At 69.2% G+C, this 13,143-nt stretch carries 13 protein-coding genes; 11 read left to right on the top strand and 2 right to left on the bottom strand.

Annotated elements, in window-relative coordinates; genetic code table 11:
- The 5 genes from VFS34_11970 to VFS34_11950 all read left to right on the top strand — a co-directional run.
- Positions 1–507: phosphate ABC transporter ATP-binding protein (locus tag VFS34_11970; GenBank protein HET9795171.1), on the top strand; the 507-nt coding region annotated here is incomplete at its 5' end.
- The gene (locus VFS34_11965) at positions 500–1,204 is read left to right on the top strand and encodes a response regulator transcription factor (protein ID HET9795170.1); all 705 of its coding nucleotides are present in this window, start codon (positions 500–502) and stop codon (positions 1,202–1,204) included. The genes VFS34_11970 and VFS34_11965, both read left to right, overlap by 8 nt.
- Positions 1,205–1,252: 48 nt before the next feature.
- Positions 1,253–3,007, top strand: coding sequence for an ATP-binding protein (locus VFS34_11960; protein ID HET9795169.1), 1,755 nt, complete (start codon positions 1,253–1,255; stop codon positions 3,005–3,007).
- A 47-nt stretch (positions 3,008–3,054) separates the two neighbouring features.
- A complete protein-coding gene (locus VFS34_11955) occupies positions 3,055–3,933 on the top strand; it encodes a CHAD domain-containing protein (protein HET9795168.1) in 879 nt (292 codons plus the stop codon).
- Positions 3,930–4,775 (top strand): PPK2 family polyphosphate kinase, encoded by an 846-nt coding sequence (locus tag VFS34_11950; GenBank protein ID HET9795167.1) that lies wholly within the window; start codon positions 3,930–3,932, stop codon positions 4,773–4,775. Before VFS34_11955 ends, VFS34_11950 begins: the two co-directional genes overlap by 4 nt.
- Here the strand turns inward: VFS34_11950 and ppk1 are convergent.
- Both ppk1 and VFS34_11940 read right to left on the bottom strand, forming a co-directional pair.
- The gene (ppk1, locus tag VFS34_11945) at positions 4,772–6,991 is read right to left on the bottom strand and encodes a polyphosphate kinase 1 (GenBank protein ID HET9795166.1); all 2,220 of its coding nucleotides are present in this window, start codon (positions 6,989–6,991) and stop codon (positions 4,772–4,774) included. The genes VFS34_11950 and ppk1 overlap by 4 nt on opposite strands.
- Positions 6,992–7,100: 109 nt before the next feature.
- The gene (locus VFS34_11940) at positions 7,101–7,586 is read right to left on the bottom strand and encodes a hypothetical protein (GenBank protein ID HET9795165.1); all 486 of its coding nucleotides are present in this window, start codon (positions 7,584–7,586) and stop codon (positions 7,101–7,103) included.
- Between the two features lie 49 nt (positions 7,587–7,635).
- On the opposite strand from VFS34_11940, the gene VFS34_11935 reads away from it, so the two are divergent.
- The 6 genes from VFS34_11935 to VFS34_11910 form a co-directional block, all read left to right on the top strand.
- Positions 7,636–8,778 (top strand): class I SAM-dependent rRNA methyltransferase, encoded by a 1,143-nt coding sequence (locus VFS34_11935; protein ID HET9795164.1) that lies wholly within the window; start codon positions 7,636–7,638, stop codon positions 8,776–8,778.
- 141 nt (positions 8,779–8,919) lie between these two features.
- A complete protein-coding gene (locus tag VFS34_11930; GenBank protein ID HET9795163.1) occupies positions 8,920–10,047 on the top strand; it encodes a glycosyltransferase in 1,128 nt (375 codons plus the stop codon).
- Positions 10,048–10,130: 83 nt separating this feature from the next.
- Positions 10,131–10,811, top strand: a complete 681-nt coding sequence (locus VFS34_11925) for a GWxTD domain-containing protein (GenBank protein HET9795162.1) — start codon at positions 10,131–10,133, stop codon at positions 10,809–10,811.
- 109 nt (positions 10,812–10,920) lie between these two features.
- Positions 10,921–11,367 carry a hypothetical protein gene (locus VFS34_11920; GenBank protein ID HET9795161.1) on the top strand — a complete coding sequence of 149 codons (447 nt, stop codon included), beginning with the start codon at positions 10,921–10,923 and terminating at the stop codon, positions 11,365–11,367.
- Positions 11,364–12,518 carry an acyl-CoA dehydrogenase family protein gene (locus VFS34_11915; GenBank protein HET9795160.1) on the top strand — a complete coding sequence of 385 codons (1,155 nt, stop codon included), beginning with the start codon at positions 11,364–11,366 and terminating at the stop codon, positions 12,516–12,518. Before VFS34_11920 ends, VFS34_11915 begins: the two co-directional genes overlap by 4 nt.
- Positions 12,519–12,525: 7 nt before the next feature.
- On the top strand, positions 12,526–13,143 hold a 618-nt coding region (locus tag VFS34_11910), incomplete at its 3' end, for a hypothetical protein (GenBank protein HET9795159.1).

The following is a 13,143-nucleotide window of genomic DNA, read 5'->3' as shown; positions in this document are numbered from 1 at the left end:
GAGGTGCGCCGCCGGATCGGCATGGTCTTCCAGCGGCCGAACCCGTTCCCGAAGTCGATCTTCGACAACGTCGCCTACGGCATGCGCCTGCACGGCATGAAGGACGGACTGAGGGACCGGGTCGAGAAGGCGCTCCGGTCGGCGGCGCTGTGGGACGAGGTCAAGGACCGCCTCAAGAAGAGCGCGCTAGCCCTCTCGGGCGGGCAGCAGCAGCGGCTCTGCATCGCGCGCGCGCTCGCCGTCGACCCCGAGGTGCTGCTGATGGACGAGCCGGCCTCCGCGCTCGACCCGATCGCGACCCAGAAGGTCGAGGAGCTGATCTATCACCTGAAGACGAACTACACGATCGTCATCGTCACGCACAACATGCAGCAGGCCGCGCGGGTCTCGGACCGGACCGCGTTTTTCATGATGGGAAGGCTCGTCGAATATGATCGAACCGACAAGATCTTCACGAATCCCGGAGAAAAGATCACCGAAGACTACATCACGGGGCGATTTGGATAAGCACACGACCTCGAAGCGCATCGCGATCGTCGAAGACGACCCGGACATCGCCTACACGATCCGGGTGAACCTTCGGAAGGAGAAGCGATACCAGGTCGAGCACTATCTCTCCGGGGTCGCGGCGCTCGCCGCCCTCCACGAGAAGCCGTTCGACCTCGTGATCCTCGACCTGAACCTGCCCGACATCGACGGCCTCGCTCTGTGCCGGGAGCTCCGCGCCCACGAGGACACCAAGCGCGTGCCGATCATCATGCTGACCGCACGCACCGAGGAGCGGGACAAGCTGCTCGGCTTCGAGATCGGCGCGGACGACTACATCACGAAGCCTTTCTCGATGAAGGAGCTGATCGCCCGGGTGAACGCGCATCTCCGCCGGGTGGCGTCCTTCGAAACCTCGGAGGAGGAGACGTTCGAGGACGGGGAGCTCCGCGTCGACCGCGCGCGGTACGAGGTCACCGTCGCCGGAAAGCCCGTTCATCTGACGAAGAAGGAGTTCGACCTGCTCTGGCTGCTGATCCGGAACCGCGCCCGCGTGGTCACGCGCGACACGATCCTCGCGCGGCTCTGGGACTACGACGCCGACGTCGAGACGCGCACGGTCGACGTCCACATCCGGTCGCTCCGGAAGAAGCTCGGCGACGACCGGATCGAGACGGTCGTGGGCCTCGGCTACCGGTACCGGCAGCGGTCGGAGTGAGACGCCGCTCCGCCGCGACGGAATGCTCCCGATGAACGCGACGGCGTCTTGAAGCTCTCCTCCCGCTTCTCCCTTCTCTTCGGCATCCTGGCGCTCGGCGTCGCGGTCCTCCTCGTGCTCTTCTGGGACGCCCTCCTCGACCGGGCGTCGCGCGAGCGCGCGATCCGCCGGCTCCAGGCCGAAGACACGCTCCTCGCCGCGCTCGCGGAGCCCGTGTTCGGCGACCCGGCGGCGGTCGACCGGCTCGTGCGTTCCGCCGGAGACGAGCTCGGGGCGCGGGTGACCGCGATCGACGCGACGGGCCGGGTGATTTCCGACAGCCAGGTCGACCCTCGCGACGTCCCCCGGATGGAGAACCATCTCCATCGTCCGGAGGTGCTGGAAGCCGCCGGGGCGGGAGCGGGATCCTCCCGGCGCTTTTCGGCGACGCTCGACCGCAACTTCGTCTATCTCGCCGAACGGATTCCGAAGAGCGGCGTGATCCGGGGATATCTGCGGGTCGCCTTTCCCATCGACGAGCTCGCGGCGCAGGAATCGGAGACTCTCTGGGCGGGGAGGGCGGCGATCGCCGCTTCCTGCCTCGCGCTCTTCCTGGTGGGCCACGTCGCGTCCCGACGCTTCGCGGCGCCGCTCCGCCGCGTGACCGACGCGACTCTCGCGGTCGCGCGCGGGGATCTGAAGCGCGATCCTCCCGACGAGGACGACCCCGACGCCGCCGCGCTCTCCGACGCCGTCCGGCGAATGAAGAACTCGCTCCTGGCGTCGCTCGCCGCGGCCGAATCGGAGAGGCGGCTGACCGCCGCCGTGTTCGACCGGCTGCCGTCCGGGCTCGTCGTCGTCGACGGGAAGCGCGAGATCCTGCAGGCGAACGCCGCCTTCTCGCGGATGCTCGACGTGCTCGATCCCGCCGGGAGGCCCCTGGTCGACATCGTCCGGGAGCCCGCGGTCATCGCGCTCGTCGACCGCGCCCTCGCCGCGAAAGCGGAACAGTCGATCGTCTGGAAGCGCCCGGGCGACACGACCTGGGAGGTCTCGGTCCTGCCGCTCGAGAAGAGCACGCGCGGACGCGCCGTCGCGATCTTCCGGGACGTGACGCCCCTCGCCCGGACGGAGTCGATGCGCCGCCGCTTCGTCGCGGACGTTTCGCACGAGCTCCGGACGCCGATTTCGTCGATCGCGGCCGCCGCCGAGACCCTCTCGGAAAGCGCGCCCGACCGCGAGGAGTCCACCCAGCTCACCGCCCTGATCGCCCGGCAGGCGACGCGAATGCGCGACCTGATCGAAGACCTGACGGATCTCTCGCGGATCGAGTCCGGGGCGATCGAGCTCTCGCCCGAGCGCGTTCCCCTCCTTCCCCTCGTGCGGGAGGTCGCCGACGATCTCGCGCCGCGGGCGGCCGCCCGGGCGGTGACGATCGACGTCGACGGAGACGACGAGCTCGCCGTCTCCGGCGACCGGCGGCGCCTCCTCCAGATCGTCTTCAACCTTCTCGACAACGCCGTGAAGTTCTCTCCGGACGGGGAGCGCGTCGACGCGTCGGTTTCCGGGGAGGACGGGCGCGTCGTCCTCCGGATCGAGGACCGCGGACCCGGGGTCCCGCTCTCGGAACGGGAGAAGATCTTCCAGCGGTTCTACCAGGTCGACCCCTCGCGCTCGAAGGCGAAGCCGGGCACCGGCCTCGGCCTGGCGATCGTCAAGCACCTGGCCGTCCTCCACGACGCGACGGTGTCCGTCGGAGGAGAGGCGGGGCGCGGGGCCTCGTTCCGGGTGTCCTTTCCGGCCTTCGACGCCCGGCGTTCGTGACCGCGCCCGCCGCCCGGCCCGCCCGACCGGTCGGATAGAATTCCGCCGTGCCCCCCGAAGAATCCTTCTGGTCGTCCCAGCGCCGCGCGCTCCGCCGGGCGGAGCGGAAATTCCGGCGCGGAATTCCGGAGGGCCTCCACGATCTTCGCGTCGCGCTGCGTCGCCTCGCCGTCGTCGCCGAAGCGGGACGGCGTCCGAAGGTCGCTCGGGGCGCGTCGAAGCTCGTGCGCCGCCTCTCGCCCCTCCGACAGCTCGAGGTCGACCGCGAGCTCGTCGCGGAGCTGGCCCGATGGGGAGAGATCGCGCCCGGCGACGCCCAGGCCGTCGACGAAATCCTCGCGGAGCGCTTTCGCCGCGGGCAGCACGAGGCGCTCGCCCGGCTCGGACGGGCGCCCGCGAAGAGGCTCTTCGAGCGGCTCGGCCACGACCGCGAGAGGGGTCCGATCGTCTCGAGGCTCGCCGGCGAGAAGGACGAGATCCGGGCGCCGCGGGTGCTCGACGACGAAGGTCTCCACCGGTTGCGGATTGCCGTCAAGCGCCGCCGCTACGCGTTGATGGCGCGCCGCGAGCTCGGCCAGCCGGGGCTCGAGCGGGAGATCTCCCGGTGGCAGTCTCTCCAGGATTCGCTCGGGCGGGCGAACGACTGGCGATCTCTCCTCCGGGATCTGGTTCGGATGATCGAGTCCGGGGGCGGAGAGGCCGGTTCGGATTCGCCCCTGGATCGCGTGTTCGACCGGGCGTCGGATCGGGCCGAAGAGGCCCGCCGCGCGGCGCGCGCGGCCGTCGCGGCGAGCGGGCTGGCGCAGGATCCGGAACCGCTCCGCCGCGATCCGGGGAACGTCCCCAGGTCTCGCGACGCGGCGCCCCTCGGCGGATCGGCCAGCCTGCTTCGCGGCGACGCCGTCCTCTCGCGCGCCGACTCGTGACGCGCCACCGGCCGCGAAAGATCCCGAAAGATCCCTATCGGGTCCGTCCCGGCCGGCGCGTTCGGCTGGCGGGCTTCGACCCGGCGGCGAAAGAGGGAGACAAGGACGATCCCGCGGTCGCGCTCGCGATGCGACGCGATCTCGTGGCGCTCGCCTCTCTCCAGGAACTCCTCTATGCCGCCCGGACGCACGCCGTGCTCGTGGTGCTCCAGGGGATCGACACGGCGGGGAAGGACGGGACGATCCGGCACGTCTTTTCCGGCGTGAACCCGCAGGGATGCCGGGTCGCGACGTTCGGCGTTCCTTCGCCGGAGGAGGCCGCGCACGATTTTCTCTGGCGGGTTCACCGCGAGACGCCGGCGTGCGGGCAGATCGTCATCTTCAACCGCTCCCACTACGAGTCCGTCCTCGTCGAGCGCGTTCACCGATTCGTTCCGAAGAGCGTGTGGAGCGAGCGCTACGGCCAGATCAATGCGTTCGAATCGATGCTCTCCGCGGAGGGGACCGTGATCCTCAAGTTCTTCCTGAACCTCTCCCGGGCCCAGCAGAAGAAGCGTCTCGAGGAGCGCGAGCAGGATCCGGATAAACGCTGGAAAGCGAACCCCGACGACTGGCAGGAGAGGAAGCGCTGGGGCGCTTATCGAAGCGCCTTCGAGGAGATGCTGTCGAAGACGTCGACCGACGACGCGCCCTGGCACGTGATCCCCTCCGACCACAAGTGGTACCGGAACCTCGCGATCGCGTCCGTGATCGCCCGACGCCTGGAGACGTTCCGCGGGGCGTGGAAGCGGGCGATCCGGGAGCGGGGGAAAGCGGAACAGAAGAAGGCCCGGACGCGTTAACCGGCGATCTTCTCCGGCGCGGCGGCGTCGCCGCCCTCTCCCGGATTCTCGGAGGGCTCTTCTTCGGCGAACGGCCCGCGCCGCAGCTGTTCGATCGCGCGCTGGGTCCGGCGGCGCGATTCCTCCAGGAAGTTCGCCTGGCTGTCGAACGGCTCTTCGGCGGCGACCCGGACGTAGGTGCCGTCGCTCCGGAGCTCGCGTGCCCGCGCGGTGTCGCGCAGGCAGTCGTCGAGGATGTCCCGCGCGTGCCGGGCGAGCGCCGGGTCCACGAGCGGGAACTGGGCCTCGACGCGGCGGAAGAAGTTTCGGGGCATCCAGTCCGCGGAGGAGAGATAGACCTCCGGGCGGCCGCCGTTCTCGAACGCGAACATGCGGCTGTGCTCCAGGAAGCGGCCGACGACCGAGATCACCCGGATGTTCTCGGAGATCCCTTCGAGCCGCGGGCGGAGCGAGCAGACGCCGCGCACCGCGAGATCGACCGGAACGCCGGCCTGCGACGCCTCGTAGAGCGCGCGGATCACGGCGGGATCGAGGAGCGCGTTCATCTTCGCCTTGATCCCGGAGGGCTTTCCTTCGCGGGCGTTCTTCGTCTCGCGCTCGATGAGCTCGATCGTCCGCCGGTGGAGGTCGCGCGGCGCGACCACGAGGCGCTCGTACGACGCCCGAAGGGAGCACCCGGTCAGCGAGTTGAAGAGCTCGGTCGCGTCTTCGCCGAATTCCGGGCGCGCGGTCAGGAGCGCCAGGTCGGTGTAGACCTTCGCGGTGAGCGAGTTGTAATTGCCCGTCGAGAGGTGCACGTAGCGCCGGATCTCGTCCTTCTCGCGCCGGACGACGAGCGCGATCTTCGCGTGGGTCTTCAACCCCATCACGCCGTAGACGACGTGGACGCCGGCCTCTTCGAGCGCCTTCGCCCATTCGATGTTGTGCTCTTCGTCGAACCGGGCCTTGAGCTCGACGAGGACCGCCACCTGTTTTCCCTGCTCGGCCGCGCGGATCAGGGAGCGGATGAACGGGGAATCGGCGTTCGTGCGGTAGAGCGTCATCTTGATCGCGAGGACCTTCGGGTCCGACGCCGCCCGGTCGATGAGCTCGACCGCCGGGGAGAAGGAGTCGTACGGATGATGCAGGAGGATGTCGCCGTCGCGAATCGCGCCGAAGAGGTCGTGCCCGACGGCGAGGCACGCGGGAACCGCGGGCGTGAAGGGAGGGTCCTTCAGCTCCTTCCGGTCGAGCCGGGTGAGCGCGAGCAGATCGCCGGAGCCGAGGGGTCCGGGCACCTCGTACACGTCGTCTTCCTGGATCTCGAGCTGCTTGACGAGGAGCTTGCGCACCTTCTTCGGCGTCCGCGGCGCGACTTCCAGCCTCACGACGGCGCCGAACTTCCGCTGCCGGATCTCGTGCTCGATCGTCGCGCGGAGATCCCCCGCCTCGTCCTCCTGGATCTCGATGTCGGCGTCCCGCGTCACCCGGAAGAGGTAGGACGAGACGACGGTCATCCCCGGGAACAGGTCGGCGAGGTTCGCCTGGATGAGGTCCTCGAGAAAGACGAATTCGGCGTGCTCCGGGTCGAGCTTCTTCTTGCCGAGAACGATCCGGCGGAGCGGCACGAGCCGCGGGAGGGTGGGGGGCACCTTCACGCGCGCGAACTGGACGGCGCCGGTCTCCGGGTTCTTCAGTTCCGCCGCGACGTTGAGCGAGAGATTGGAGAGGAACGGGAAGGGGTGTCCCGGGTCGAAGGCGAGCGGGGTGAGGACCGGGAAGACGGTTCGCCGGAAATATTCTCCCGCCGACACGCGCCGCGAATCGTCGAGAGAGGCGATCGGCAGGATCGTGATTCCCGCGTCGGCGAGGCGCGGGATCAGGTCCTCGACGAGGCACTTCGTCTGCCGCTGGATCATCTTCTTGACCGTCCGCCGCGCCGCGTCGAGCTGCTCGCCCGGCGTCAGGCCGTCGATCGAGCGCTCCGTGACCTCCGCCGAGAGCTGGGCGCGCAGGCCGGCGACGCGGATCATGAAGAACTCGTCGAGATTCGTCTCGGAGATCGCGAGGAACTTCAGCCTCTCCAGGAGCGGATGGGACGTGTCCTCCGCCTCCTCGATCACCCGATCGTTGAACGCGAGCCAGGAGAGCTCGCGATTCAGGAGCGGAGTGGACGGCTCCGAAGGGGATTCGGCGGAAGCGTCCGGGAGGGGAGAGGGGACTTCGGTGAGCGCCATGAGGCGGAGGATTTTCCCACAGCGCGGGGAAGAACGGTGGGAGGGAGCGGCGAAAGAGACGGAAAGGACTCTGGGCGGGGGAGTTATGCGCGGATCGCCCGTGCCGCGATCAGCGGATCTTCTTCTTTCCGGCTCTCGCCTTTCCGAGCTTGATGTTGAGCGGATTATCGCGGGAAAGGAATCCGATGACCGGGGGCTGGCGCACGCCCATCTCCCGCTGCAGCCGTTTGAGGTCCGGATGATTCGGCGCGAGCGCGAGTCCCCGTTCGAGCTCCTCGAACGCTTTCCGACGCGACTCGGCCAGCAGGTAGATCTTCGCCATGTGCAGCCGGCACAGGGCGCTGCGGCTGCCGCGCTTGAGCGCCGTCCGCCCCATGTCCACCGCTTCCTTCCGCTTTCCCTGCCTGGCCAGCGTGAGCGCGTAAAGAGAGAGGACGTGGGGCGGCACGGCCTCGTCGGCCGCGGAGAACCGCTCGCAGAGCGTGAACAGCATCATCGCCGCGTCGTCGACCCGGTTCGCGTCGAGAAACGCCGTTCCTTTCTGGAGCAGGTCGCGTGCGGAGTAGTGAGAGTAGTCGCGCGGCTCGTCCGGCACGGGGAGATTGTAAGCCGCGCGCCCGATACGGTCGAGTAGCATTCGGGCGATGCTCGTCCTGACGCTCGCGCCCGGCCGCGAGCATTCCGTGCTCCGCCGGCACCCGTGGGTGTTCTCGGGGGCGGTCCGCTCCCGGGCGGGAGAGGAGGCTTCCGGCCTCGTCGAGGTTCGTGCGTCCACCAGCGACCGGCTCGGCGCGGGAGTGAGCGGCGCGGGACCGACGATCGTCGCGAAGCTCTGGACGTTCGGCGACGAGCCGTTCGACGGCGGAACGATCCGCGCCCGGTTCCGGGCCGCACGGGCCCTTCGGCGGGATTCCGTCCCTCCGGAGACGACGGGATACCGGACGCTCCACGCGGAGGGGGACTTCGTTCCGGGGGTCGTCGCCGACCGCTACGGGGAGGTCGACGTCCTCCAGCTCGCCGCGGGGGGAGCCTCCCGCCTGCGCGACGAGATCGTCGGGGCGTATCGGGACGTTTTCGCTCCCGGCGCGCTCGTCGTCCGCGTCGAAGGGGAGCGCGAGGCGCCTTCGGAAGCGGCCGAATCCGGCTTTCTCGAACACGGGCTTCGCTTCGTCGCCGACCTCGTTTCCGGCCAGAAGACCGGTTTCTTCCTCGACCAGCGCGAGAACCGGCGGCGCGTGCGCGGGCTGTCGCGCGGAAAGACGGTCCTCAACCTCTTTTCCTATTCGGGCGGATTTTCGGTCACCGCGCTCGCCGGCGGGGCGACGCGGGCGGTCGACGTCGACGCCTCGGAGAGCGCGCTGGCACTGGCCCGCCGCCATCGTCGCGAGAACGGATTCGGCGATCCGGAGGGCGATTTCGTGCGCGCGGACGTCTTCCAGGATCTCCGGTCGAGGGCCGCCGCCGAGGAGCGGTGGGGCGTCGTCGTCCTCGATCCGCCGGCATTCGCGAAGAAGAAGAGCGACATCGACCGCGCGGCCCGCGGCTACAAGGACGTGGCCCGCCTCGCGATGACGCTCGTCGGCCCCGAAGGGGTCCTCCTCGCGTGCTCCTGCTCCGGCGTCGTCTCGCCCGAGCTCTTCCAGCAGATCCTCTTCTCGGCCGCGCTCGACGCGAAACGGACGTTCTCCATCGTGGAGAAGGCGGGCGCCGGCCCCGACCATCCCGTCTCGATCTACTGCCCGGAGTCGGAGTACCTGAAGGCGTTCTATCTCCGGGCGGCGGACTGAGGTCTTCTTCATCCCGTCCGGGAGCGACGTGATCGGGCGCGAACACGTTCTCCTTGAGAAGAGGGCGGCCGGGCGCCCCAGGACCCCGCCTCCCCGGGTGGAATTCGGAAGGAACGAGTCGTCCGACCGATAATCCCCGGCGTGCCGCCGCTCTCGCTCGCTCTCCTCGGCCCCGGCCCTCCCGACCGGGGAGGGATCGCGCAGCAGACGATGCTGCTGGCCGATGCGCTCGGGCAGAGGCTCGCCGGATACTTCACGTACTCGCGCGGATATCCGCGGCTGATCAATCCGCGGCGGTTCGACGTCGCGCCCGAGCTGATGGACGCGGCGAAGAGAGTCACGCCGGCGCTCGACTGGGCGAATCCGGGGTCGTGGAGAAACACCGCCCGACGGATCGTCGACACGGGAGCAGCCGCCGTCGTGGCTCCCTGGTGGACCGCCTTCTGGGGGCCGTCGCTTCGGGGGGTCTTCCGCGCGACGCGGCGCGAAAATACACGATTCCGTAACGTGATCCTCTGCCATCACGTTTTCGACCACGAGAGCGCGGCGTGGAAGAAGTGGCTGACCTGGCGGGCGTTCGCGGCGGCGGACGCCGTCATCGCGCAATCCGACGCCGACCGGGACACGATCGCGGCGCGATTCCCGGCGATGCCGATTCGCGTGCTGCCCCATCCCGTCGAGGCACGGCCGCTCGCGGATCGGGAAGCGTCGCGGAAGAAGCTCGGGATCGAGAAGCCGCTCGTCCTCTTTCTCGGTCTGATCCGCCCGTACAAGGGCCTCGACGTCCTCTTCGACGCGGCGCCGCGGATCGTCGAGGACACCGGCGCCGGGATCGCCGTCGTCGGAGAGATCTTTCCCGATTCGCGGGAGCAGATGGCGCGCCTGATGCGGCGCCCCGTCGCTTCGAAGATCCGGCTCGTCGACCGCTACGTCACGGAAGGAGAAATGGACGAATGGCTGGCGGCATGCGACGTCGTCGTGTGCCCGTACCGGAAGAACTCGGGGTCGGGAATCGCGGCCCGCGCGATCGCCGCGAGACGCCCGGTCGTGGCCTCCGACCAGTCCGGGTTTCGTCCGTTCGTTTCCGGCGACACGGGCGCTCTCGTTCCGGAAGACGACGCTCCAGGGCTGGCGGACGCCGTGATCTCCGTTCTCGCCCGCGGCGTGACGGGTTATGCAACAGGGCTCGGGGCGGTCGCCGCCGCCCATTCCTGGGGCGCCTACGCCGACGAAGTCGAGAGATTTGCCCGGGAAATCGCAAGTTCCTGACAGACCTGCGGATTGACGCGGCCCGTTGTTTCGTGTCGAATAAAAGGGCCGAAAAAAACGTTCATAGCCGGACAGGAGGCACGATGAAAAGGACGGCGATTCTCCTCGCGGTCGTGATGGCCGCTCCCGCGGTCTTCGCGGGCGGTCTCTCGAAACAATACAAGAACTGGGACAAGACCCCGGAAGCCTACTTTCTGACGAACGCCGAACGCGCGCAGTGGAAGAAGGTCCAGACGGACGCGGAAGCGCAGAACTTCATTCTCGATTACAAGGCGAAGCGCGGCGCCGAATTCGAAAAAATGCTGAAGGAGCGGATCGCCGTCGCCGACAAGTACTTCTCTTCGGGCGAGACGAAAGGCTCCGAGACGCTCCGCGGCAAGGTGATCATCGTGTTCGGTCCGCCCTCCTCCATCGAACAGACGAAAGGAGGAAGCGGCTCCCGCGGAGTCGATCCCAACGCGGCCTCGGGATTGAGCGGTGGAAAAGGCGGCGGCGGCGGCATCACGCTGTCGAGCGGGGGAGCGGGCGCTCTTTCGGCCTCGTCCACGCACGTCCAGCCTCCGACCATGATCTTCAGCTACGACGCCGAGCATGCGCCGAAGGCGATCGGGAAACCTTTCAAGGCCGAGGTCAACCTCGTTTCGACGACGTACCAGGAGCCGACCGACTCGGACGACCTGAACGCGAAGTTCGAGGCGGCCGCCGAGGGCTCGACGCACTCCGAAACCGCGCCGAAGCCGGCCGCGCCGCCGTCCCCGAACTGACGCCGGCGCCGTCCTGAAGTCGCCTTTTCCCGCGGCGCCCCGCGTCGGGGCGCCGCGGGGTTCCGGCGCCGAGCCGGGGCGAGGGCAAATCGGTTATTCTCCGGGGCCGATGTTCGTTTCCCACCTTTCCGGCCGGGTCTCGCCGGACGCCCTCGATCGCGCGCTCTCCGCGGACTTCGTCGCGGCGGACCCGGACGCCGTTCTCGTGCTCCGCGAGGGCGGCCGCGCCGTTTCCCCGGCCCTCGCCCGGCGCCGCGGCGTGCTCCATTTCCCGTACCGGGTGGTTCTCGCGCCCGAGGTCGCGGCCGAAACCGCTTTCGAGGAGGGATGGATCGACGCGCTCGGAACGGCCGACGACGCGGCGCGATGGCAGAGCGGAGGCGAGCTCTCGTGGGCGGCGCGCGCCGCGGCCTCGTCGCTCCTCTCCGCCCCGTCCCGCGCCGGCGCGCTCGCGCTCGAACGCGCGCACTTCGCGCTGATCCAGGCTTCCGACGCCAAGCGGGAGAGGATCGACGCCTTTTTCGCCTCCCGCGCGCCCCGGAGCGAGCGCTCGTGAACTTCGACCTCTCCGACGAGCAGAAGATGGTCCGCGACGCCGTGCGCGATTTCGCGCGCGACGTCGTCGCTCCGCGCGCGGCCGAGATCGATCAGACCGGCGAATTTCCGATGGACGAGTTCCGGCAGGCGGGGGGGCTCGGGTTCGCGGGGGTCGCGGTGCCCGAGGAATTCGGCGGCGCCGGGATGGACACCCTCTCGTACGCGATCGTGATCGAAGAGGTTTCGAAGGCGTGCGCGAACATGGGGGTGATCCTCTCGGTCAACAACTCCCTCGTCTGCGATCCGATCGCGAAGTTCGGCAGCGACGAGCAGAAGAGAGAGTTCCTGGCGCCCCTCGCGCGCGGCGAGAAGCTCGGCTGTTTCGCCCTCACCGAACCGGAGGCCGGCTCGGACGCGGCGAACCAGAAGACGCGCGCGGTGCGCGACGGCGACGTCTACCGGCTGACGGGGGAGAAGATCTTCATCACGTGCGGGGCCGCGGCGGACGTGGCCCTCGTCTTCGCGTCGACCGATCGAGAGAAGAAGCACAAGGGGATCTCGGCGTTCCTCGTCGACACCCGGGCGGCCGGATTCGACCGGTCCCATCACCAGGTGAAGCTCGGGGTGAACGCTTCCGGCACCGTCGAAATGTTCCTGAACGACGTCGCCGTTCCGGCCGCGCACCGCCTCGGCCAGGAAGGCGACGGATTCAAGATCGCCATGGCGACGCTCGACGGGGGCCGGATCGGGATCGCGGCTCAGGCCGTCGGGATCGCGCAGAGCGCGTTCGAGGCCGCGGTGCGCTACGCCGGGGAGCGCAAGGTGTTCGGCCGTCCGATCGCGGAGTTCCAGGCGCTCCGCTTCTACATCGCCGACATGGCGACCGAGCTCGACGCCGCGAGGCTCCTGACGTGGCGGGCGGCGGCCGCCAAGGACGCGGCGGCGGAAAACGGAGGCCGCTACACCGAGGAAGCCGCGATCGCCAAGCTCTATGCCGCCGAGATGGCGCAGCGCGTCACGACGAAGGCGCTCCAGATCCACGGCGGCTACGGCTACACGAAGGAGTTCCCCGTCGAGCGGAACTTCCGCGACGCGCGCATCACCGAAATCTACGAAGGAACGAGCGAGATCCAGCGGGTCGTGATCGCCCGCGAGATCCTCGCCCGCTGAGACGCCGATGCCGAGCACGAAGATGTTCCGCGATCGCGTCGTCTCGATGGAGCAGACGTTCGAGAAGGGGGAGAAGTACCTTCCCCTGCTCAAGACGCTCGTCGACGAGGCGATCCCGGGACTGGAGCTCCAGGACTACGTGCTCGACCACGAGCACGACTGTTTCGTCATGAACTACCGGACGCCGTCCGGAGCGCTGAAGAAGATCTCCTGGACCCGCATGGTCCTGTACGACGCCGAGCGGATTCCCGCGATCGTCGAAAACGCGGAGGCCGACATCCGGCGCCGGGTCGTCGACTTCCTGCGGAAACGGGCCGAGCGAACCGTGATCGACGTGACGTTCCGCCACCTCGAAGAGGGTTGGGTGGATACGCCCGAGCCGAAGAAACCGAAACCCCAGCCGCCGCGCGAAAAGGGGCAGCCCGGGAGCGGACGTCCCGGCGCCGGCGGGGGCCGCCCGCCCCAGGGGAAAGGGGCTCCCGGTCGTCCCGGTCCGCCGGGAGGGGGCGGACGTCCGCCCCAGCAACCCGCCGGCGGAGGACGCCCCCAGCAGCCCGCGGGCGGCGGAGGACGTCCCGGACCGCCCGGCCCGCGGCCGGCCGGACCGCGGCCCGGCGGCCCCGGC

Source organism: Thermoanaerobaculia bacterium (assembly GCA_035717485.1).
GTDB lineage: Bacteria > Acidobacteriota > Thermoanaerobaculia > UBA5066 > DATFVB01 > DATFVB01.
The sequence above is the reverse complement of the archived record's forward strand: the minus strand, read 5'-3'. Positions and strand labels throughout refer to the sequence as shown.